We start from the raw sequence: 22,472 nt of genomic DNA, 5'->3' as shown, positions 1-22,472 counted from the left end.
TGCCGGTTTTGAGGTTCCGCTCCGATCCCATGGCCACGTTCAAGAAATCCACACTCACCCTCGCTGCCGTTTGTTCCGGCGCCGTATTCCAATCCCACCAATCCCACGCCGCCGAGCCCAAGGTGATGGAGCCTGCGGGCAGCATCCCGATGCTCTCCGTGGAAGACAGCCTCGGGACTTTCGAACTGCCTCCCGGCTACCGGCTCGAGCCGGTGCTCACCGAGCCGCAGATCTCGGAACCGGTGGTCTGCGCGTTCGATGGCAACGGCCGGATGTATGTCGCCGAAATGCGCACTTACATGCAGGACGCCGATGCAACGGGGGAGCAGAAGCCGCTGAGCCGGGTCTCGCTCCACGAGGACACCGACGGCGACGGGCGGATGGACAAGCACTCGGTGTTCGCGGATGGCCTGCTGCTGCCGCGGCTGGTGCTGCCGCTTGATGACCGGGTGCTGATCCAGGAAACCAACACCCTCGACATCTTTTCCTACCGCGACACCGACGGCGACGGCGTGGCGGATGAAAAGGAGCTCTTTTTCAAAGGCGGTCCGCGCGGTGGAAACATGGAGCACCAGCCGAGCGGCCTGATCTGGTCGATGGATAACTGGCTCTACACGACCTACAGCGCGTTCCGCATCCGCTACAATCCGGGTGGCGCGCCGCTCAAGGAACCAACCGCGGCCAACGGCGGCCAGTGGGGGCTTTGCCAAGACAACCAAGGCAAGCCGTGGTTCGTGAATGCCGGTGGCGAACGCGGTCCGATCAACTTCCAGCAACCGATCGTGTATGGCGGCTTCAACATGAACGACCAGTTCGAGGAGGGCTACAAGGAGGTCCATCCGCTGGTCGGGATTCCTGACGTTCAGGGTGGCCCCAAGCGCTTCCGGCCCGAGACGCAGACGCTGAACCACTTCACCGCGACCTGCGGTCAGGAGATCTTCCGCGGCGACCGTTTGCCGGAGGAGCTGCGCGGCGACCTGCTTTTCTCCGAACCGGTCGGGCGTCTGATCCGCCGAAGCAAGGTCACGGTCGATGACGGCGTCACGAAACTCAGCAACGCGCATCCCGGCAGTGAGTTCATCCGGTCGTTCGACCCGAACTTCCGCGTCGTCAACATGGTCACCGCACCCGACGGCTGCCTGTACCTCGTCGACATGTATCGCGGCATCATCCAGCAGGGCAACTGGACGAAGAAGGGCAGCTACCTGCGCGGCGTGATCAACGAGTACGGCCTCGACAAGAACATCGGGGCGGGCCGGATCTACCGACTCGTCCACGAGGACTTTGAGCGGGGACCGCAGCCGAAGATGCTCGATGAATCACCCGCCGAGCTTGTGGCGCATCTCGAACACCCGAACGGCTGGTGGCGCGACACCGCGCAGAAGCTGATGATCCTGCGGGGCGACAAGAGCATCGCCGGAGCGCTGGAGAAGCAGGCTCTCGGAAGCGAGAGTGTCTTCGCGAGGATGCACGCGCTGTGGACGCTCGAAGGACTCGGCGTGCTGAAGGCCGAAACGGTCAGGAAAGCGATGGCGGATGAGGATCCGCGGGTCCGGGCCACCGCGGTGCGGACCAGCGAATGGCTCTTCAAGCACGGCGACGACAGCCTGTCGTCCGACCTGACGAAGCTGGCGGGAGATCCGGATCCGCAAGTGGTGATCCAGACGATGATGACGGCGAAGCACCTGAAGCTGCCTGAGTGGAAGGCGACCGTGACCGCCGCGACGACGGCCAATATCTCGCGCGGTGTCCAGGAGATCGGCCGGGCCCTTGCCGGTGATGGAGGTGCGGCGCAGAAGCCGGCGAGCGCCCTTACCAAGGCCGAGCGGGCGAGCTACCAGCGCGGCATGAAGATCTACCAGTCGCTCTGTTTCTCGTGCCACGGGGAGGACGGCTACGGCACGGTGCTGCCTGAGGAGAAAAACCAGCGGCTCGCGCCACCGTTGGCCGCCTCGCCGATCGTCACCGGACACCCGGAGCTTGCGGTGAAGGTGCTGCTGCACGGGCTCTCCGGACCGGTCGACGGGAAGGAATACCCCGGCGAAATGATCGGCATGGCTTCCAACGGTGACCAGTGGGTCGCAGATGTGCTGACCTACGTCCGCAACAGCTTCGGCAATGGTTCGAGCGCGATCAGCAAGTCGCAGGTGTCAGGAATTTCGAAAAGCGTCGGCAAGCGCGAGGAGCCGTGGACCGAGAAGGAGCTTTTCGCACACTCGCCGCATGCACTCGACGGGTGTTCCGAGTGGAAACTGAGTGCCAGCCACGGCAAGGACAGCCTCGTGCACGCGGTCGACGGCAAGCTCGATACGCGCTTCACGACCAGCCAGAGCATGGCGCCGGGCATGTGGCTTCAGGTGGAGCTTCCCGAAACCGAGAACATCAGCGGGATGATGCTCGATGCGGCAGGCTCGAAGGGCGACTACCCACGCGGCTACAAGGTCGAGGTCTCAACCGACGGCAAGCAGTGGAGCAAGCCGGTCGCGGAAGGCAAGGGGACCGGCCCACGGACCGAGATCGTCTTCGGGCAGGAAGTCCCGGCGCGCTTCGTTCGAGTCACCCAGACCGGCAAGAACCGCCTCTACTGGTCGGTTCACCAGATGGAGATCTGGGGACGGTGATCCGCAGCAGGCGGCAGTTGTGTTGGTGGGATGGATGAACCGCCAAGACGCCAAGGCCGCCAAGTAGTCCGATTTGGAGAATGAAGTGTCCGTATTGCCAGAGCTCCATGACTGCGAAGACGGCAAGATTGGAGTCCACTTGGTTCCACCTACCTTGGGTGGTGCTTGGCGCTGGCCTCTACCTTCGCGAGGAAAAGAAGAAGAGATCCGCCTATCTCTTCCAAGGGGATATAAGGAATGCGTTCCTGTGTGAGAACTGCGGAGCTATCTCCATCGAGGGCAGACTCCCGGAACCAGACGGCCCGGTGGAATACTAGCGAACTCGAGCGGATTCCTCCGACTTCCAGAGTCTTGTCTGAACCTTTGCGTTCTTGGCGTCTTTGCGGTTCAAAATCCACACGGTCCTCACAGCCCGCACCTCACTCCCACTCGCAAAGCGAGCGGACGTAGGCGGCGGAGCCGTCGCGGAGCCAGCCGTCGAGTTGGGCCGGATCCTTGAGCTGCTGGCCGCGCATGCGGGGGACGACGAAGAAGCCGGCATTGGCGTCCGGCAGAAGCGTCAGGTCGCCCCACAGCTTCTCGAACTGGGTGACCGGGAAGATGTCCTCCTGGCCGTGCCCCCAGCGCTTCTTCACATCCTTGAGCGTGATGTAGGTGGGAAGCCGACCGGCCAAGGCGCGCAGGGCCGCTGAGGCCGCCTCATCGTCGCCTGCGAGGATGGTGTCGCGGGTCAGACCGCACAGCCCGAGGAACCGATCGATGTCGATCCATGTGGTCAGGGAGTTGTAGTAGGAAAGTCCGAATTCGGATTCCTCGTCGGGCATCGCGAGGCCCTCGACGAGTCGGGCGCGACCGTTGACCCGGGCGAGTCCGCCGCCGCGGTCCTCGAGGCGGCGGGTGATCACCTCGTAGGTCAGGCCGTGGCCCGACTGGCGGTGGAAGCCCAGCACCACCGGGTCGGGATCCGCACCCAGGGTGTCGATGTTGTGCAGCATGATGGTGCGCAACTGCGGACGTTCCTCCAGCAGGCGGCGCAGGGTGCCGTTGAGGATGAGGTTGGGGATTTCGAAGAAGTGGCCGACCGGATGCAGGCACTGCAGCGGCAGGTTGTTGGTGTAGTCCGACGCCTCGCCGGAATCCTTCGCCCATTGGATCAATGCGGAGCGGGCGGAGTCGCGTACCTTCTGTTGCTGTTCGTCGAGGACCTGCTGCGGCATTTCTTCCCAGGCGAAGCGGAGGTCGCGCTCGGTCGGAACCATGCGCAGTCCGACCGATCGGCCGGGCGAGACGATCAGCGGGCCGTCGTAGCCGTAGTTGTCGACCGACTCGAGGAACGCCCGGGTCGGATCCGTCGTCAGGTAAGAGGTGGTGAAGATGTGCGGGACCGGTGCGCCAAATCCGCGACCGATGCGGCGCGACTTCGCGAGGTGGGTTTCGATGAAAGTACGATAGGCACCGTCGATCGGAGCGAAGGGATTCAGGGCCTTGCAGGTGCCGGCGCCGCCGGTCCAGCGTGAGCCGGCGCCCGCGGCAAGCGACACCACCGCGACTTCACCATTGGCGAGGGCCGCGGCTCCGGTTTTCTCCGCGCCGGCGACATCGAGCCGGCCCAGCGCGGCACGGGATGAAAGATCGAGCACGTCTTCCGGGCGGACATCCTCGATGGTGGTGGTCGGGGCAAGGCGGTTCTGGGCGAGACCGATGCGTCCGGCACGGAGGTCGGCGCGAATGCGCTCGTGCAGCTTACGGTCGAAGCCGTTCGCCGTCAGCAGTTCGGCCAGGTTCCGGCTGTCGTCGCGGGCCTCTTCATGCGAGCCGTCGGCCAGATCGCTCAGGATGCGGGGCAGGGCTGCGTTGAAGGACGGATCATCGCGCGAGGCCTCGCCGAAGTGGCACAAATCGCCGCGCTGGGATGCGGTCAGCGCGTCAGAGCCGCGTTTCAAAAGTGCGGGGATGACGAACCGGTAATAGGCCGGTGGAAGTGCGGCATGCTCGCCCCCGTGCAGGTCGGCGCTGGTGCCGTGTGGGTTGATGGCAAAGTCATAGACCACCGGTTCCATCGCGAACGGCAGGGCGTGCTGGAGCTGCTTCTTCGCTGCCGTCATGATCGACTGCATGGCTTCCTGAGCCTCCGCCTTCCGCTCGGGCGCGAAGATGAAGCCCATGCCGCCGCCCGACATGCCGCCGAGCATCCAGAAGCCCCAGAAGTCTCCGCCGAAGCGCTTCTGCGCCTCGGTGATCAGCGTCTCGGTGAAAAGGTTCGTGGCCCACGGGATGATGGTCTGGATCGGCCCGCGGAAGTTGCGGGTTGTCGCCTCACCCAGCGCCCGGATGTCGCCGCGCTTGAGGGCGTCGATCAGTTCGTCGAGCAGTGCGAGAGCCTCCTGCCGCCCTGTCCACTCCCTGCCGGAGCGCAGAAGATACTTCTCGGTGACCATCTCGAGGATCGGTCCGACATTTTGGGCCATGCCGCCGTGGACCAGCACCAGCGAGTCCTGCAATGCTTGCCGGGCGCTCTCGGGAATCTCGTCGTTGTCGAAGACGTGGTGCGAGGGCATCAGGCGTCCACGGGAAATGCCGTACTCGGGATCGTCTTCGCCGGCCTGTTGACCGGTGATCAGTTTGATCCCTGGCCAGACGCCACCGGAATCCTGCCAGCCGCCTCCCGATCCGCCGATCCATTCCCCAAGGATCGCGCGCGCCAGCACGAGCCGGCGTTCGCTTTCCTCAAGCGGACCGGTGAGCGAGCGCGTCTGGCCGGTGGCGCGCATCAGTACGCCGATCAGGGCGGCCAGCAGGTTGGTCGAGACCGCGAGGCGTGAGCCTTTCGGGATGTCGTTGACCGACGAGACGAGTTCGATGCCGCGTCCGGGACCGACCAGTCGGGCGAGCAGGCTCTCGAGTTTCTTGCCGCTGCCCTCGATGCCGGGCGGTACGATGCCCGCCGCGATCACCGCGGCCTTGAGCAGGCCGAGGTAATCCTTCGCGAAGTCGAACACCTCGCCGAGGCTGTCGATGCGGGCGGTCGCCTTGAGGTCGATTGAATGGAGCACGATCACCGGTTCGTCGATGACCCGCAGGTAGGCTTCCACCGGCGGCCGGGTTTCGGTGTCGCGTCCATGGACACCCAGATCGACCGAGACATTCAGCACCCGCGCACCCTCGGGGTAGTCCATTCCGAGGAAGAAGATGTCCGACCAGCCGCTGTGGGAGAGGTCCATCCGCACCGGCGTTCGCTCGCGCAGCACGGGAAAGCAGCCGTTCGGGGCCGCCTTCAGCATTTCGCTCCGCATGCGCAGCGGGTGGTCGGCCGGGTGACCCATCCGGAACATCCAGCGGTTGCCGCGGACGGTCCTCACCGACCGCCGGACCTGGTCGGCGAGCGTTTGGAAGGCGAGTTCGTGGTAGGCGGAGGCGAGGGCGGACGACAGCGCGTCGCCGGGTCCGGAGGCTTCCGTCGCCGCCAGAAATCCATCGATGGCCTCGGCAAAGCGACGGCCGAGCAGGTGCTCGTAGGCTTGGAACGGGATCCGTCCGACCTCTCCCGCCGGCAGCTTCGGAGGCAGGTGGAAACGGTGGATGGCGTAGAGGAAGAACAGCGCGCGGACCCGCTCGTAGAGATTGTCGGCATCGCGGCGGAAGGCGTCGAGCGCCGAGCACCCCGCGAGCAGGCCATCCGCATCAAGGTCGGCGCAGGCGTCCGCGAGGTCGGTATCGCGACGCGCGGGATCTCCGGTGGTGATGATCTCGACCAACCGTGATGTCGGGCGGGGGAGGGTCATGGCCGGGAGGTGGCGGTGATCTCGATCAGCATGCTGAGGATCTCGTCGCGATGAGGCCCGGCCAGCGCCAGAGAGAGTTGGGCGCGGAGCAGTCCGTAGCGTTCGCCGATGTTGAAGCGTTGTCCGTCGATCTCGACCGCGAGGTACTTTTCCGAGTGGGCGATTTCCGCCAAAGTCGAGGTCAGGCCGAGCGTCTCACCCTCCTGCAATGCGGATACCTTGCGGTCCAGGGATTCCATGACCTTCGGAGTCAGGGCGTGGATTCCGAAAAAGCAGTAGTAGTTGCCCGCCCGGAGTCCGGAGATGAAGAGCTCCTGTTCGGCCAAGGTCGGCGTTGGCTTCTCGACCATGGTCGTGACCTCCATTACCGATGGAGTGGAGGGCACGCGGCGCCCGCCAATCGTTCCATACAGGTGCAGCTGGCTCTCGTGGGTCGGTTGCACTCCCGACACGCAGCCATCGTGCCCTGCGGCGACTTCGAGCAACTGCGCCACGCATGAGGTTTGCTTCCGGCTGTGGAAAAGGTGATCGCCGACGAGCAGCACGAACGGGTCGTCCTCGGTGTAGTCGCGCGCGGTCCAGACCGCGTGTCCGTATCCCCGCGGTTCCGTCTGCTCGATCAGCGTGAGGCGATCGGCGCGTGCACCGGCGGCGTTCAGGTAGGCGTCCCGTTTGCCCGGCGCGATGACCACGGCGGCCGAGTCGAGCCCGGCGGCGAACAGGTCGTCGAGGAGGATTTCGAGGGCCGGGCGGGAGACGCCTTCGGGATCGACCAGCGTTTGCAGGGGGAGGTGCGACTCCGTCGGGCTGGCGGCGGTCACCACGGCTTTGCGAAAGCTCATGGCGTGGATCATTGGCAATCGGCCCCGATGTGCAACCCTATGTGTCTCAGGGCGTCCGTGAGAGGACGCAGGGCCCTGACGGGGTCACGGGTCCCTGGCGAAGAGCCGGAGATTGCCGGTGGTGTCGGGGCCGATCGGGATCGAAACCCGGTAGGTTGTGCCGCTGATCAGAACCGGAAGCTGATGGGTCCAGGTGCTCAGGTTGTTGGAGGATTGTCCGGTAATCTCGAAGGGCGGATTGGTGCCGTCGTCGACTTCGAGAAACTGTCCGTTGGCGTGAATGCTCAACGACGGATCGATGGTGAAATCGATCCGCAGTTCACCGCCCGCGACATGGGAGTCATACACCGCCGGGACGGGGAAGTCGGCGACGGTGGGGTCAAGTCCCAGAAGGATCTCGAAGATGTTCGAGAAAAGGTCGAAGTCAGGGTTCGCGTCCGCGGCCGCGTCGGCTCCAGTCAACGGATACGCCGCCATCAGGGTCTCGAATGTCGAGAGTGTGGGAGTCACGTTGACGAACTCCTCCGAGCCCGGAACCGGAAACGGATCTCCGAACTGCCCGTATCGGTTCGTATTGCCGACGAAGTCGCGCAGGAAGACCACGACTTCCCAAGTGCCCTCGGCGCTGGACATGGGAAGGTTGATGGTCGTGGTGAAGTCGCCCGCGACACCCGAGGCCGGATCGACCGAAACCGTGAACTGGAACGTGCCGGATGGATCGTAGACGAACAGAAAGATGCCGCGGATGCCGGCCAAATCGTCGGTTACGTTGAAATCGACATCGATCGTCTCGGCCATCGAGGTGGTGTCCACCGTGGTCGGGTTCAGCGAGAACGAATGAAGTACGGGCCCTGTCGTATCCGCGGTTCCTGTATTGGTGACGGCGAACTCCTCGTCGCCCGGATTCGCGAAGGGTTCGTCGAACGGGTAGTTCCGGTCATCGCCTCCGAAGTCCTGGAGGTAGAAGTTCACCGACCACGTTCCCGGCGGTGCGTACTGCGGAATCGGAACCGTTACCTCGTAGGTTCCGGAGAACTCATCTCCGGCGACGAGATCGGTGTTTGAGAAATAGACCGAATTCACGAACCCGCCTGTCGGGTTGTAGAGTTCCACGAACCCGTAATCGAGTCCGTTGTCTCCGTCGGAAACATCGAAGTTCACCGTGACGCTCGTCGCTCCCGCGGAAGCGTCGACCGGGTCGGGGAGGATGGAGTTGATGCTTTCGAGTACCGGCGGGCCGGTCCCCACCGACCCTCCGTCGCTGACGACGAAGGTTTCGTCCCCCGGGTTCGGGAAGGGGTCGTCGAATTCACTGTAGTAACGGGAGTAGCCGTCAACCGCATCGCCGACCTCCGCTTCGACGTACCATTGTCCGAGGCTGTAGTCGATCTGCGGGATCAGGTCGCTCTGGTAGATCGTGCCCTCGACTTCGTAGGTGCCGAAAAACTCGTCACCCGAGACCAGGTTGAAGCTGTCGAAATAGAGATCGTCGTAGTACTCGCCGAAGGGGTCGTAGATTGTGAGATTGCCGGAATCGAATCCGTTGAATTCGTCGGAAACCTCAACGGTGATCGTGTAGGTCTGGTCACCTCCGGAAATATCCACCGGATTCGGAGTGATGCTGATGTACTGGATGACCGGCGCTTCACCATCGGCATCGGCGGCGAAGTAGACGCGGTCGACCCAGCCTGTGTCCGCGCCGGACGATACGCTGTTGTCCTTGCTGTAATCGAAGATCACCGTTTGCGGCCCCGGAGGGATCAGCACGCTCGACTGGGTCCAATCCACGTTGCCGCTGATTTCCTCGAAGTTGCCCGTCCCGAGCACTTCAACGGACAGGATGTCGTAGTCCTCTTCCGAGTCGACCTTCCACCAGAAGTCGAGGGTGCCCGGGCCGATGATCGTCAATTCGAGCGACGTTGATCCGTTGTCGTCGATGGGGCCGCTCTGCGCGGCGTCGATTCCGTCATGGGTGACCGACGTTTGGAAGAACCAGTCCTCATCTCCGGAGACCGACCACGGGAACTGGGTGGCATCGATGGCATCCGAGACGTCACCGGTCGCCGCTCCGCTGTTGTCGACCTCGAAGGTCACGGAGCTGCCGGGTGAGAAGCCGCTGTTGCCGGCCTGGTCGCGGGTCGAGACATCGATCATCCATGTTCCTTCGAGGCTTCCGGGCGGGAGCTCGAAGGTGATCTGATAGCTGCCGTTGGTGTCGGTTCCCGAAGTGCGGTTGCTACCGTCGTAAAATGGATTGATGGAGTTCTGGAAGTTGGAGTTCGGGTCGTAGACATTGACGAACCCGTAAAGGAACCCGCTCAGCGGGTCCGCGATGTCGAGCGTGAGGGTCACGGTGCGAAATGGGCCGGAGGTATCGATGGTCGCGGGACTGGCGGAGAGGTTCGCCACGGTTGGAATCGCGTTATCGATCGTGCCGGCATTCGTGACGTCGAACTCCTCGTCACCCGGGACGGGAAAGGCGGTTCCTGACGAGTCGTAGGTGATCTGGTTCGAATCGTTGTCGAAGGCGAGTACTCCGACGCTCCAGGTTCCGGGAGGCGAGTATTGGGAAACCGGAAGGGTCATTTCGTACACGCCATCCAGATCGTCGCCCGAAATCCTGGCACCCGAATCGAAGAAGAACGAATCCACGAACTGGTCACCCGGGCGATAGAGGAAGAAGTTCCCGAAATCGAAACCGCTGGAGTCGTCAGTGATGTTCACGGTCACCGTCACGGCTCCGTCACTGCTGGCGACATCGATCGAGCCCGGACTTACGGTAATCGAAGCGACTTCGGGAGGAGTCGAATCCTGGGCATGGACACAAGAAATACCGGCTGCGGCGAAAAGCGCGGCCGCGCAGGGGAGGCGCAACATGACAGTCGAGGGGATTGGGATTGGGGAGGAGCGGCCGGACGGATCCGTCCGCATCGACCCTGTCCATTAACGGAATGTGAATTGGGCCGCGAGACGTTTTTCGTGAACTCGCGGTCACGAGTTTCCACGGGACCCGCGGGCCGTCTCAATCTGCCTGTCGGACCCTGCGCCGGCCCCAGCCTGTCAGTGCGGCTTGGGCAAGTCCGTGCCAACCGAGCAGCAGGGTGACGAGGAGTGATCCTACGAATAGCTGTTGTTTGATCTGACGTCTCAGTTCCTTGATCCCCCCGTCGATTTTCCGGAGTCTCCCGGAAAAGGCACGGGTGCGGTCCTCCAGTTTTTCCAGAGCCGCGGCGCATTTGCCCAAGGGCGAGAGCTTTTGCGGATCGGCGTCTGCGGCAGTTGCCCCGCTTTCCAACTCCTCCAGGGCAGCCTGGAGTTCCCCGACCGCCTGACGGGCTTCGGCGATATCCTTCCGTCCCGCGGCGAGCGCATCGGCCAGATCGCTGCGGCTTTCCGCACCGGTCACCGCGCCGGCCGATTCGATGACGCTGCGAAACACCTGCACCAACTCCGAGGTCGATTCGGCGACCGCGAGCCAGTCGCGGGTGCGTTCGATGTAGCCGCTGATTCTCGCGGAAAGCTCCCGGAGTTCGCCCGGCTCCATGCCCAGCCGGCCGCTCACCGCCTCGCCGGCCTTCGTTTCGACTGCCGTGACATTGGCCTGTGCTTCGCCGAGCCGGTCGCCCAGTCCATCCGAGCGTTGCTCGATCCGGGAGAGGAAGGTGGAAACCTCGTTTCCGAGCCGGTCGACGGATGCACCGATCTTCTGGCTCACGATCCAGACAACGATCGCCCCCGCAATGCTCACCAGAATGCCGAGGCTCCCGAGAACGATCGCCAGCCAGCCGAGGATCCTGCGTGCCGCATTCATGACGGTGATCATCTAATCGATCCGCCGCGGCGGATGCGAGCGGTAACGGGAGGGACCATGCCTCCGCCATTCGTGGAGCTTGTCCCGAATGCTGCCGCCTGCTCGTATCGGAGAATGAGAGCGTTTCTCGTCGCCGGCTTGTCCGCACTGTTGGTCGCTGCGTGCGGGCCCTCAACCGCCGTGCTTCCCGATCCGAAGCCGGGGACGGTCGATCACGTGGTCATCTTCTGGCTGAAACGGCCGGGCAACGGGGACGATAAGGAAAGGCTACATGCGGCGGCCGGGCAGTTGGAGGCCATCCCGGGCGTGCTGGCGGTGCGCCACGGCAACGTGATCGCGAGCGACCGCGAGATTGTCGACGATTCGTTCGATCTCGCCTACATCATCACCTTCGACTCGGTCGAATCGCTACGGGCCTACGACCCGCACCCGATTCATGCCAAGCTCGCCGCCGAAGTGGCGCGGCCGCTGTGCCGGAAGATCCTCGTCTACGACGTGATCCACTGAAACACCCTCAGCGGCGCCGGCGGAAAGCGAAGCCGAGCGCAACGAGCGAGAGCAACGCCACGGACGGCTCGGGAACGACCGTATTGGTCGAGAGGGCTTCGTCGTAGACATTGAATTCATCGACGGTCAGTTCCCCGTCCTCGATCGAAAACGTGCTGCTTGCCGGATCACCCGAGAATTTCGCAAGCCCGAGCTCGAACTGGATCAGGAGCGGATCGCTGTCGGTCATGCTCCAGGCGGAGGTGTCGACCGGAGAGACCAGCGAAAAGAATCCCGACCCGGTATCGAGGCCCATCGTGATCTGGTCGAGGCTGGCGTCGTAGGCCATGCGGATGGTGGCGGTGAGTGACGCGGTCGCGTCGCCGATGATCGTGATGTTCTCGGTTTCGCTGCCGCCGGTCCGGTGGGCGCCGCGCACGGCGTGCTGCGGTCCTGCGCCGAAGTTGAGATTGACGAAGTTGACCTGCGCCCGGTCGTCCGTGGCCGGGAGGTTGTTGCGGACGCCGAGGGTCACTTGCACGCCTTCTCCGCCGGCCATCGTCGAGAATGCCGATCCGTCAGCGATGGAGGTGACCGCCTCAACCGTCCAGCTCGATCCGAGTGTCAGCGTCGGAGCGCCGGTTCCGGTGAGTTCGAGCGTGTGCCGGACCGTGCTCAGGCCGGTGACGGTGCCGGCATTGACGTTCAGTGAGCCACCGCTAACGTTCACCGTCGCGTTGATCTCCTCATCGGAGACCCATGCGGCGCCCGGTGCGCCGGATCCGGAGAAGGAGTCGGTGAAAATCACGCCGGCAAAGGCGGTCGGGGCGAGGAGCAGAACGAGAGGGGAGAGAGCAAGCTTGAGGGGCATGGCGGGGGCAGACTGGCGGCGGTTGGCAGGGACGCAATCCCTTAGGCCGACATTTTGTTAGAAAGCCGGATCCGTGCCATTTTCGAAGCCGAAACCACAAAAAGTTCCGGAGTCCTGTGCAAGGACTGGCTCAGTTCCGTGCCTGTTCGAGTTTGGCGGCAAGTTTCCGGTCGAGCGTCTCGATCCGCTCCTTCTGATCCTCTTCCCCGGCGATGTTCCGTTTGGCCAGGGAGTCGGCCTTCAGGTCGATCAGCATCCGTTCCTCGCCGTTTGCCTCGGTCTTCCACTTCACGTAGAAGTGGGATTCGGTCGTTATGGCATCGCCGGGGCCGAAGCGGGTGTAGGCGTGGTCGCGGTGGTTTGACGACGGGTCTTTGAGCACGGCTGCGAAGGATCGGCCGTCGATGGCGTCGGGATCCACCTCGATCCCGGCCAGCTCGCAGAGGGTCGGGTGGATGTCGACGAACTCGACGAATGTGTCGACCTGCTTACCAGCAGCGATGCCCGGACCGCTCATCCAGAGGGCCGGGCGGAGTGCCTCGGGAAGGAGCTGGTTTTTCGCCCACTCGCCGTTCTCTCCGAGCAGCCAACCGTGATCACCGAGTACGACGACTACCGTATTTTCCGTGAGCTTCAGTTGGTCGAGCTTGTCGAGAAGCCGGCCGGTGAGGTCGTCGACATGGGTGACGCAGGCGTAGTAGCCCTGCCGCATGTGGCGGTGGTAGAGGTCGTTGTTGTAGGGAATCTCGCGAGTGAGGGCATGATTCCTGACGACATAGGCGAACTGCTCCCGCACCTGCCGCAGCGAGGCCGGTGCCGGTTCGGGCCGCTGCCGCCACTCGGCGAGCGCGATCTTCGGCAGCTTGTAGGGTTCCCATGCCGACTCGGGGGCAAAGAAGGGCATGTGCGGCTTGGCGAAGCCGCAGGCGATGAAGAACGGCTTGTCGCTCTTCGAGAGGCGCTCGAGGTCGTCCATCGTCTTCTTGGCGATGAGTCCGTCGTGGCTTTCCATCGTGCCGATCCTGCTCTTCTCGAACATCGGCACCTTCTTGATCGTCTTGCCATTCAACTTCCGCGTCGCGGTCGAGGTCTTCATGAAGTCCTGCGTCTCCTTGTTATGGAAGGTCCGGCCGCTGGTCTTGGGGCGCCATGACGGTTCCGACCATGAGCGGGCTCCGGTGTCGTCCTTGTGGTGGAAGATCTTGCCGTTGGAAATGGTCACGTAGCCGGCGTCCTTGAAGCGCTGGGGCAACGTGACCACTCCGGGGGCGTCCTTTTCGGCCCAGCACTTGAAGTCGGGAAAGCGCTTCACGGTCGGATAGCGCGAGGTCATCAGGCTGGCCCGCGAAGCTCCGCAGGTCGGAACCTGGCAGTAGGCCCGCTCGAAGCGCAGTCCGCGGGCGGCGAGACGGTCGAAGTTCGGCGTGTGCATGTGGGCCTCGCCGTAGTCGCGGGTCATCGGCTTGAGGTCGTCGATGTAGATCAGCAGCACGTTGGGCCGGTCGGCTGCCCTGAGGGAGCCGATGGCGAGCAGGGCGAAAAGAAAGGCAAGGGGTTTCATGATGGGTTCGTTGGGTCGCTGGCCGGAAGGCGGGGATCCGATGAAAACGCGTTCGGCACGCGGCTCTTCCATGGATTTCACATCTTTACAGGTTGTTCCGGGTCGCGGGGCAGGGTGTTTCCTCGGCGGAAGGAGGTTCGCGTGCTCTCCAATATCCGTCAGATTCCCTCCGAAAAGCGCCAACTCCCGGGTCGGAGTTGCCATCGCTCCGAATGCATGGTTTTTGCGGAGTGCACCCATGCCCCAGCTGATGACCCGAATTCCCGTGCAGCGTTGCTTCTCCATTGTCCTTCCCTCCTTGGTCGCGATGGCCTGCGTCTCGATGGATCGAGCCTCCGCGGCGGACGCTCCCGCCAAGCGCCCGCATGTGCTCCTGATCATGACCGACGACATGGGTTGGATGGACCTTCATTGTCAGGGGAATGATGTCCTCCGCACCCCGAACATCGATCGCTTCGCCAAGCAAGGGGTGCGATTCACCCATGCCTATGCGGCGGCACCGGTCTGTTCGCCGACCCGGGCCGCGCTGATCACCGGGCTGGCGCCGGCGCGGCTGCACATCACCCAGCACGGAGCCGACACGAAGCAGTTCTGGCCCGAGGATCGGACCATCCAGCCACCGCCGTCGGACAACACGCTGCCACACGAACGGGTCACTCTGGCCGAGCGCCTGAAGGCGGCGGGGTATGCGACGGGCTTTTTCGGGAAGTGGCACCTGGGTGAGAAGGAATTCTACCCCGACACCCAGGGCTTCGACGTCAACGTGGGTGGCTGCAACAAGGGCGGACCGCCGACCTATTTCGATCCCTACCGGATCCCGACCCTGAAGGACCGGAAGGAAGGGGAGTATCTGAGCGACCGGTTGGCCGACGAGACGATCCAGTGGATGGGGCAGCAAGGCGACTCGCCGATGTTCATCTGCCTGTGGACCTACAATCCGCACTATCCCTTCGAAGCGCCCGAAGCGCTCACGGCAAACTACAATGGCAAGGAAGGACCGGGTCTCAAGAACCCGATTTATGGCGGTCAGATCGAAGCGACCGACGTTGCGGTGGGTCGCGTGCTCGGGGCGCTCGACGAAATGGGTATCGCGGATGAAACGCTCGTGATCTTCACCAGCGACAACGGTGGTTGGTCGGGTGCGACCGACAACCGCCCGCTTCGCGAGGGGAAGGGGTTTCTTTACGAAGGCGGGATCCGGGTGCCGCTGATGGTCCGCTGGCCTGGCGTGACCGAGGCGGGGAAAGAGGACGACACGCCGGTGATCAGCATGGATCTTACGGCGACGATTCTCGATGCGACCGGCGTGGATCTCGAAGAGGGCGAAACGCTCGACGGCGAGACCCTGCGTCCGCTTTTCGGCGATGGCGCTCTCGAGCGCGACGCGCTCTGTTGGAACTACCCGCACTGGTCGTTTCACAAGGAGAACCGCCCCGGAGCGGCGATCCGGGTGGGGGATCACAAGCTGATCCGCCGCTACGATGACGGGTCACTCGAGCTGTTCGACGTCGTGGCCGACATCGCCGAAAAGAATGACCTGGCCAAGGCGAAGCCCGATCTCGCGAAGAAGCTGAACGCCCGCCTCCAGAGATGGCTGGAAGAGACCGACGCGGGAATCCCCACTCCGAGGAAGCCGGTTACGGGAAGCGGCGGGTGATGTCGCCTGCAGGGCCTGATCTCAGGTCACCGCCTTGACCGCGACCAGTCCCAGGTGGTCCGCGGCATCTTCGGCCCGGTCGGAGATGTGGACGATCCGGCGGATCGCGGCGCGCAGGTGAAGCTTGTGGGCGAGCTCGTGGGCCGAGTCGAAGACGCTGTTGGTGAGCGCCCACTCCTGTTCGTCGACCTTGGACTCCTCGATGCTGACTTCCTCGGTGAGCGAGCGGACCTCGTCGGTTTGCCCCTTGGGGTCGAAGAAGGTCCGGACGGCCTCGGCGAGGGGTTTCATCGACCCGAGGGAATCGGCGAGAAGCTGGCGGAACGCATCCGTGTATTCTTCGGGAATGGAAGGCTTCTGGCTGGTGAAAAATGTGGCACAGGCCTCGGCCGCGTTCGGCACCCGGTCGAATGCCTCGACCAGCGAGTAGATGTCGCCGCGGATGAGGGGCATGTAGGCACCCGAGTGGAGTTCGTCACCGATCGCCCGCCTCAACCGGTCGGCCTCGGCCTCAAGCTGGCGGACCTCGTTGCGACTGTCGCGTGCGGTCGCGACGTCGCCATTGAGGTAGGCGTCCACGGCGCTCTTGGCGGCGGTCACGCAGGTCGTGCAGGCCCCGAGGTATTCGAGCGCGAGTTCCGCGACCTTTTCTTCCTTCTTGAAGATGCTCATGGCTGATGGGGGTGGGTTCGCTACTTTTGGATGATCAGGAGAATCAGACGATAGGTCAAACAGGAGAACAGGGCGGCACCGGCGGGGGCGAGGACCCAGCCACTGACGATTTGCAGGATCTTTTTGCCACTGACGACATTGCGCCCCTTGGTGAGTCCGACACCGATCACCGCGCCGACCACGGCCTGCGACGTCGAAACAGGGATGCCCATCATCGAGAACACGTGAATGCCGACAGCGGCCGATGCCTGTGCGGCGAAAGCGCTGCCGAGGTCGAGGGGCGTGATGCTTTTGCCCACCGTGTCGGTGACCCTCCGGCCGAAGGTGAGGGCACCGACCGCCATCGCGACACCGCCCAGCAATGCCAGTCCGACGCCGTGGCCGGGGTATTTGTTGAGCAGCGGTCCGATCGCGTTTCCGACGTCGTTGGCGCCGAGCGAGTAGGAGACGTAGCAGGCGGCGCCGATCACCAGCACCGAGAGCACCCGGTTCCATGCCAGCGGGTTGACGCGCCGGGAAATCCGGCCGAGCAGGAGAAAGGCCCCGAATCCCATCGCCATGCTGAGCACGGGGCTGATCACCCAGCAGCCGAGGATCTTGGTCAGGACCTCCATTTTGAAGTAGGCGCCGTCGAATCCGACGATCCCGACTCCGACTCCGGCCACGCCGCCGACGATCGCCTGCGAAGTGGACACCGGCACCCGGGTGAAGGTCGCCAAGGTGACGAAGAGGCCGGCGGAGAGAAGCGCGACGAACACCGCGAGGTCGGGAATGCGCTTTTCGGGGAAGTTCCGGTCGATCTCCGGCGGCGGTTCCCCATCACGCGCTTCCCGGTAGTCCTCGCTGGAGGTGATCAGGATGCCCTTGCCGACCGTTTTCATCACGTGATGTCCCTGCAGCGTGCCGCCGAGGATCACGAAAGCCCCCATCAGCAGGGCTGCCTTGCGGAATGACATCACCTGCGCGCCGACCATCGTGCCGATGCAGTTCGCCGCGTCGTTGGCCCCGATGTTCCAGCCGACATAGAATCCCGCCGCGAGCAGGACGATCGCGATGAGGAGAGGGGACATGGTTCAACTGGATCCGTAGTAGTCAGCGGCCGGGATGACGATCCGGTCGTCCGGTTCGCAAGCGAGCTCCGGGTCCTTGTTCGGATAGTCGAGCGAGTGGAGGAAGTGGCGCAGGCAGTTGATCCGGGCCCGCTTCTTGTCGTCGGACTTGATCACGACCCACGGTGCGTGGGGAGTGTCGGTGTGGCGGAACATCGCCAGCTTCGCTTCGGTGTATTCCTCCCACTTCGTGAGGGCGGCGCGGTCGATCGGGCTGAGCTTCCACTGCTTCAGCGGGTCCGACTCGCGTGCCTTGAAACGCCGGACCTGCTCGATCGGGCTGACGGAGAACCAATACTTGAAGAGAGTGATGCCGGAGTCGGTCAGCATTCTTTCGAGGCGCGGGCAATGCTCGAGGAACTCGGTGTATTCGGACTCGTCGCAGAAGCCCATCACCCGTTCGACGCCGGCGCGGTTGTACCACGACCGGTCGAAGAAGATCATCTCCCCCCGGGTCGGGAGCCGGCGGACGTAGCGCTGGAAGTACCATTGGCCGCGCTCGTTGTCGGTCGGCTTCTCCAGAGCGACCACGCGGGCAAGCCGCGGGTTGAGGTGTTCCATGAAGCGCTTGATCGTGCCGCCCTTTCCCGCGGCGTCCCGTCCTTCGAATACCACAACGATCCGCTGGCCGCTCTCCCTGACCCAGTCCTGTACCTTCATCAGCTCCGCCTGGAGTTGCTTCTTGGTGTGCTCGTAGTCGTGGGTTGCGAGCGGCTCGGCGTAGGGATACGATCCGTCTTCGTGGAGAATCCGCAGCGTCTCGGCCTTCGGGTGCACGCCGGCCGGGTTTCCCGTAACCGATCCGGGAACCGGGCTTGAATCTGGATTGTCGGCGGGAAGGGAGTTCCGGGACTTCATCGGATTCCCCAGACTGCAAGAAAAAGCCGGTGACAGAAAGTACACATTTGGAGGCATCTGGCGGGATGCGATCTGCCGGTGGGGAGGCCACCGGACGTTCGCGAAGGGCACCGTCGGACCTATGTGATCCGAATGGAGATGGAGCGGAGCCGCGCTTCACTTGGGAGGATGTCCAGGTCTCGGCCGTCGCGCGTTTTTTCGGAAACGGGACGCCAAGTCGTTGCAATCTGCAGCAGCGAACGCGCATTTGTTAGGAAGAGGTTAAGGTCTTGTAAGAATCATTGATCTTCCAGTTTCGTTAGACTGTATCGTCGCCACTCCACCGCTCCTCCGAGTTGCGATGCCTATGAAACAGAATGACCTCAAGACCCTGCCCCAAGTCCTGCTGACCGTAGCCGGAAGCGTCGGCCTTTCGCATGGGCAAGTTTCCATCCCGATCGAGAATCCCGGCTTTGAACTTCCGGTTCTGACCGACGCCAATACCGGAGTTCCGGACGGTTGGACGGCCTACAACTCGCCAAGTGTGTGGGGGTCATGGAACCCAACGGTGCTCGACTTCGACACCCAGGCGCCTGAGGGGTCGAACGTGGCCTATGTGTTCGGGTCGTCGCCGGACGCCGGGCTTTCGCAGGTGCTCTCGGGTGCCTATTCGACCTTCCAAGCGGATGCTTCCTACACACTGACGGTCGAGGTCGGCGACTCGTATCCGTACACTTATGACGGCTATGTCGTTCAACTGGTGGCGGGCGGCACGGTGCTCGCGGAGGACGACAATTCCAATCCTCCGTCGACCGGTGCGTTTGCGACCGCCACCGTCAATTACAGCTACGACGCTGCCGATGCCGGTCTGGTGGGCCAAGCCCTCGAGATCCGTCTTCTGAGCAAACAGTTGTCCGGTGGCTCCGGCGGTGAGGTGGAGTTCGACGACGTCGATCTGAGCGTCACCTTCCTCAATCCCGTGGCCGAGCCCGGCGGACCCTACCTTCTTGCCGACGGCGTATCGCTTGAGCTCGATGGAAGCGCATCCACGCCTTCCACCGGTGAGAGCATCACCGCCTATGACTGGGATCTGGACAACGACGGAGACTTCGATGAGGCCGTCAGTGGCAGCACTCCGCCCGAGATCTCCTTTGCCGATTTGCAAGGCACCTACGGCATGGTGCTGGGCGAGAACACCATCAAGCTCCGGGTCACCGACTCGTCGGCCAAGACCTCGACGGTCGAGACCACGGTCACCCTCGCCGAGACCCTGCTCTACGAGGGTTTCGACTACACGGCAGGACAGAACATCAATACCCAGGACGGCGGCTTCGGCTTCGGTGGTCCGTGGGCGTCGACCTTGCGCAACCCGAAGGCGCAGAACGGCAGCAAGGATTGGGGCGCGTTGCGCTTCTCGGGCGGGCACGCCCGGGGCGATGGCTGGAGCGCGTTGGTGCGCCCGCTCGGTTCGACCCTTTCGGATGCAGGCCTCATGGCGAACGGTGCGACGCTCTGGTTCAGCGTCGTCTTCGATCTGGAAAACCAGAACTTCACCAACGCGGACCTGCATTTCGCCCTCGCGAGCGATCAGTTCGAGCCCGTCAACTACAGCGACCGCAAGAACCTCGTGGCCGGCGAGGGGATCGGTGTGACTCACGACCGCGCCAGAGTGAGGGGCGCCTATTGGCAGGACAACGACACGGACACGGTGGCCGAACTGGCCACGAAGAACAGTTCGTACTATATCGACGGCTCTGGCGGCGCGCTGCCTCGCGGCTTGCTGGTCGGGAAGATCGAGTGGGGTGCCGATGACCTCGCCAACGAGACCCTGACGATCTACGCGCCGGGCAAGGACCTGTCGTTGGGAGATCCGGTCATGGAGCCTTGGAGCATTCCCGCGCTGGATCAGTCGCAGTTCGATGTGCTGGCACTGCAATTCAAGGACACCCCGGTCATGGATGAGGTGCGATTCGCCGCGACCTCCGCGGGAGTTCTTCCTCCGGACTATGAAGAACCGGTGGTCGCCGCCCTCAGTCCGGCCGATGAGGCGGATGGCGAGCTCGGATCCGACGTGTTCAATTTCGCGAATCTCGTCCTGACATTCGACCGGGACGTCCAACCCGGTTCGGGCTCGATCACGATCGTCGAGACGGGTGTGGGCGATTTCGAGACCTTCGATGTCGCGACCTCACCGAGGCTTACGTTCGACGGCGGGGAACTCACCGTCGACCCGACGAACAACTTTGCCGACGGCACCGCCTATCACATCGAGATCGATCCCACTGCGATCGAGAGCACCAATGGTGTCGCCTACGCCGGCATATCGGGAACATCCGATCCGAATTGGAACTTCACCACCGCCGCGGCGGCACCCGTGCAACCGGGTGGTGCCGGGGCCGTGACCATCTGGAGTGCCGTGTTCGGAGGTGAGGCCCTGACCGACTCTGCGGACCTCGTCCACGGCTTCGATCTGGCCCGTCGCCGGAGCGAAAGCCACACGCTCACCGGTGGATCGTCATTCGAGATGAGCACCGGCCACCACCTGGTGCTCTACAACTCCCGCTTCGATTCGAGTTCGGGATCGGACCGCTCCCAGATCCAGACCCGGCTGAACCTGGCCGGATCCGACCTCGCGGCGGGGTGGTCTCAGGGCTACATCCGCAGGGACTCCGGGCAGGACGAGACCATCACGGCGGGCGGTGCCATCGTCGATGTCGCGAGCGATGCCGATCTTCTCGAACTCCGATCGATCCGGACCGACTCGAATTCGGGGGCCGGGGTGATCCGGGCGGCCCGAGCCACCGGGATCCAGATGGTCAAACTGGATGACACCTGGAACTACCTCCGCCTCGCGGGTCACGACGGCGCCGGCACGGATCAGGTGATTCCCAACGACTCCAACTGGCATCAGGTCGAGTACGCCCAACAGGACGAGATGGATGCCGGATCGTTCGCATTCGCAGGCTCCGGATCGGACATCACGCTCGTCGAGCAGGGACACTATCTGGTTTTCGCCAATACCTATGGGTCAGCTCCGGAGGACCGGTCGACTCTGGTTCAGCGGCTCACCCTCGACGATGTTGAGATCTCGGGAACGATGACCAGCGTCTACCTGCGCGGCTTCGACGGCGCGGACCAAGGTGCAGCGACGATCGGCGCGATCATCGAGACCGGCTCCGCCAACCAGGTCCTCAACGTCGAGGTCCGGCAGGGTGGTCCCGATGGCACGCTCACGATCGACGGCGGTCGCACCGCGTTGACGATGGTGAAACTGCCGGACACCGCGGACTTCATCCGTCTGGAAGACACCAGCGCCGATCAGAACCTGAACACCTCGGGTTCGATCGTCTTCAACGATGATCCGGGATCCCAACTGGAGCTGGATTCCGCATTCAGTCACTCGGTCACGACGGATCCGGGTCGCGTCGGCGTGAACTCGGCCGGCGACTACCTGTTCCTTTCATCGCAGTTTGATCTCCTGAATGCCGGTGGGCGATCGTTCTATTCCCAAGGCTGGCAGGTCAATGGGATCGGTGGACTTGACGACCGAGGGCAGACCGGTCGCTACGGCCGGGACGACAGCAATGCGGCCGAGGAAGTCGGCAACTGGTCGGGCTACGTTTCGGAACTGGCGGCAGCTGACTACGTCGAAGCCGTGACCGAAGCCTTGGGGAACACCGGCAACGTGACCGCTGATGTGCTCGCACTGCAGGGGGTGAACCTCGACAGCCTCTTCGCCGAAGTTCCTCTCGATACGTATCAATCGTGGATCGGTGGATTTCCCGGGATAGGGAATGCGGATCCTGAGAGTGATGTCGACATTGGCGGACTGGCCACGGGAATCGAATGGGTGGTTGGTGGTGATCCGACCGACTCCGCCGATGATGTCGGCCTCGCTCCGACCTACGACAACTCGAGTGACCCCGACTTCTTCATCTTCACCTACCGGCGAAGCGACGACGCCAATGCCGATGGGGACACGACCATCGAGGTACAGTATGGCAGCGACCTGAGCGGATGGACGACCGCTGAACCGGGAGCGGACATCATCATTTCCGAGACTCCAAACGGAGCGGGAACCGGTGTGGACCTCGTCGAGGTCAAAATCCGCCGCACGCTTGCCGTCGATGGCACGCTCTTCGCCCGTCTCCGGGTGCAGGTGACCTTGCCGTTCTGAGTTCGCCCGTACTCAGGCCCCGCGGCTTCAGCCCGGGGGCCTGAGC

Annotated in this window: 13 protein-coding genes; 4 read left to right on the top strand and 9 right to left on the bottom strand. The window is 63.4% G+C overall.

All coding sequences use genetic code 11. The features are described 5' to 3' along the window. Positions 1–29: 29 nt before the first annotated feature. Positions 30–2,621: a DUF7133 domain-containing protein gene (locus HAHE_RS03630; protein WP_338688701.1), complete on the top strand. Its 2,592-nt coding sequence runs from the start codon at positions 30–32 to the stop codon at positions 2,619–2,621. Positions 2,622–3,040: 419 nt separating this feature from the next. On the opposite strand, the gene HAHE_RS03625 is transcribed toward HAHE_RS03630, so the two are convergent. The 4 genes from HAHE_RS03625 to HAHE_RS03610 form a co-directional block, all read right to left on the bottom strand. Continuing rightward, positions 3,041–6,403, bottom strand: coding sequence for a hypothetical protein (locus tag HAHE_RS03625; RefSeq protein ID WP_338688699.1), 3,363 nt, complete (start codon positions 6,401–6,403; stop codon positions 3,041–3,043). After that, on the bottom strand, positions 6,400–7,245 hold the full coding sequence (locus HAHE_RS03620) for a sugar phosphate nucleotidyltransferase (protein ID WP_338688697.1): 846 nt from the start codon (positions 7,243–7,245) through the stop codon (positions 6,400–6,402). Before HAHE_RS03620 ends, HAHE_RS03625 begins: the two co-directional genes overlap by 4 nt. An 84-nt stretch (positions 7,246–7,329) precedes the next feature. Next, positions 7,330–10,122: a DUF7035 domain-containing protein gene (locus tag HAHE_RS03615; protein WP_338688695.1), complete on the bottom strand. Its 2,793-nt coding sequence runs from the start codon at positions 10,120–10,122 to the stop codon at positions 7,330–7,332. Positions 10,123–10,267: 145 nt separating this feature from the next. Beyond that, positions 10,268–11,068: a hypothetical protein gene (locus tag HAHE_RS03610; protein WP_338688694.1), complete on the bottom strand. Its 801-nt coding sequence runs from the start codon at positions 11,066–11,068 to the stop codon at positions 10,268–10,270. A gap of 102 nt (positions 11,069–11,170) precedes the next feature. Between HAHE_RS03610 and HAHE_RS03605 the strand changes: the two genes are divergently transcribed. Beyond that, complete coding sequence (locus tag HAHE_RS03605) at positions 11,171–11,563, top strand: Dabb family protein (protein ID WP_338688693.1); 393 nt, start codon at positions 11,171–11,173, stop codon at positions 11,561–11,563. A gap of 7 nt (positions 11,564–11,570) precedes the next feature. Here the strand turns inward: HAHE_RS03605 and HAHE_RS03600 are convergent, their stop codons facing one another. Continuing rightward, positions 11,571–12,413 carry a PEP-CTERM sorting domain-containing protein gene (locus tag HAHE_RS03600; RefSeq protein WP_338688692.1) on the bottom strand — a complete coding sequence of 281 codons (843 nt, stop codon included), beginning with the start codon at positions 12,411–12,413 and terminating at the stop codon, positions 11,571–11,573. Positions 12,414–12,543: 130 nt separating this feature from the next. After that, entirely contained in the window at positions 12,544–13,974 is a 1,431-nt protein-coding gene (locus HAHE_RS03595; RefSeq protein ID WP_338688691.1) for a sulfatase, read from the bottom strand. Positions 13,975–14,281: 307 nt separating this feature from the next. Between HAHE_RS03595 and HAHE_RS03590 the strand changes: the two genes are divergently transcribed. Then, a complete protein-coding gene (locus HAHE_RS03590; protein WP_343218200.1) occupies positions 14,282–15,631 on the top strand; it encodes a sulfatase in 1,350 nt (449 codons plus the stop codon). Positions 15,632–15,652: 21 nt separating this feature from the next. On the opposite strand, the gene HAHE_RS03585 is transcribed toward HAHE_RS03590, so the two are convergent. The 3 genes from HAHE_RS03585 to ppk2 are packed head-to-tail and all read right to left on the bottom strand — an operon-like array spanning position 15,653 to position 18,270. After that, positions 15,653–16,303: a DUF47 domain-containing protein gene (locus HAHE_RS03585; protein ID WP_338688688.1), complete on the bottom strand. Its 651-nt coding sequence runs from the start codon at positions 16,301–16,303 to the stop codon at positions 15,653–15,655. A gap of 20 nt (positions 16,304–16,323) precedes the next feature. Beyond that, a complete protein-coding gene (locus HAHE_RS03580) occupies positions 16,324–17,373 on the bottom strand; it encodes an inorganic phosphate transporter (RefSeq protein ID WP_338688686.1) in 1,050 nt (349 codons plus the stop codon). Between the two features lie 3 nt (positions 17,374–17,376). Beyond that, a complete protein-coding gene (gene ppk2 / locus HAHE_RS03575; protein WP_338688685.1) occupies positions 17,377–18,270 on the bottom strand; it encodes a polyphosphate kinase 2 in 894 nt (297 codons plus the stop codon). Between the two features lie 346 nt (positions 18,271–18,616). Between ppk2 and HAHE_RS03570 the strand changes: the two genes are divergently transcribed. Beyond that, positions 18,617–22,426, top strand: a complete 3,810-nt coding sequence (locus tag HAHE_RS03570) for an Ig-like domain-containing protein (protein WP_338688684.1) — start codon at positions 18,617–18,619, stop codon at positions 22,424–22,426. Positions 22,427–22,472: the final 46 nt, after the last annotated feature.

Origin of the sequence: Haloferula helveola (genome assembly GCF_037076345.1) — a bacterium.
Taxonomy (GTDB): domain Bacteria; phylum Verrucomicrobiota; class Verrucomicrobiia; order Verrucomicrobiales; family Akkermansiaceae; genus Haloferula; species Haloferula helveola.
Note: the sequence above shows the minus strand (reverse complement) of the source record. Positions and strands in the feature narration are given on the sequence as shown.